The sequence below is a fragment of the Calidifontibacillus erzurumensis genome (assembly GCF_013303125.1).
GTDB classification, from domain to species: domain Bacteria; phylum Bacillota; class Bacilli; order Bacillales; family Bacillaceae_J; genus Calidifontibacillus; species Calidifontibacillus erzurumensis.
In genome coordinates this window covers 1-1,038 of sequence record NZ_JABTTE010000062.1, presented here as the reverse complement: position 1 = coordinate 1,038, position 1,038 = coordinate 1, and the positions used below count along the sequence as shown (strand labels likewise).

At 37.4% G+C, this 1,038-nt stretch carries 1 protein-coding gene and 1 pseudogene; both read left to right on the top strand.

Going from position 1 to position 1,038, the window contains the following annotated elements:
- Positions 1 to 385, top strand: a pseudogene (locus HR057_RS16780) (IS21 family transposase); the annotation flags it as partial.
- On the top strand, positions 382 to 1,038 hold a 657-nt coding region (gene istB, locus HR057_RS16775; protein WP_173732645.1), incomplete at its 3' end, for an IS21-like element helper ATPase IstB. The pseudogene HR057_RS16780 and the gene istB, both read left to right, overlap by 4 nt.

Genomic DNA, 1,038 nt, shown 5'->3' with positions numbered 1-1,038 from the left:
CATTGATGCTTACATCCGTACAGTCGCAGGGTATTTTACAAATGTGGATGAAGCCAACGCTTTTCTAGAAGAAGTCCGAAAGAAGCGTCAGAGGTATATTCGGGATCAGCTTCAGATGATATTAAGAGAGATTAAAAGAATAGATCAGCAAGATATCATTGACACCGCTTTGCGGGAGTGCATGAGGAAGAAGCTTTTTTGTGCAACAGATTTTATCGATATGGTTCAGTATATTGAACGGCAACGACTGACACATAACACAACTCAAATCGAAAAACCAGTATCGATACATCCGTTAAATATTGATCATCAATCACTCTTCGAAACCACATCACAAAAAAGAGATGTCAATGAGTATTTAGCAGTACTGGAGGGTCAGCATTGAGCCAATTAACAATAGCACAGGAAAAATTAAAAACGTTGCATTTTTCAGAAGCTGCACTCCATTTGCCTCTTCTTGTAAGAGAAGCAGAAGAAAAGGAGGTGTCCTATCTTAGTTTTCTAAATAGTTTATTAGATTATGAGAAAAAACGCCGGGAGGAAAAACAGAATGAAAAAAGAATCAAGTGGGCATCCTTCCCATTTTATAAAACACTGGATGATTTTAATTTGGATGAACAGCAATCATTAAGCAGAAAGCAATTCAATCAATTGAGAGAACTGACTTGGATTGAGCAGCTCTTTAATATCATTTTACTCGGTCCTCCCGGAGTGGGGAAAACCCATTTGGCTGTAGGGCTTGGATTGGAAGCCATCCAACAAGGATACAAAGTCATGTTTATTACAATGGGAGAATTAATCCATACCTTAAAAACAGAGGAAATCTCCCGAAAATCTCATACAAGATTAAAAAGAATCCGAAATGCAGATTTGACTATCATTGATGATTTAATGTTTATGGCAATGGATCAGCAAGAGGCTAATCTCTTTTTTCACTTGATTAATGACTTATATAACAAGTCATCAATAATATTAACATCCAATAAAGCTCCAAAAGAATGGGGTGAATTATTGGGTGACCCAGCCATTACCACCGCG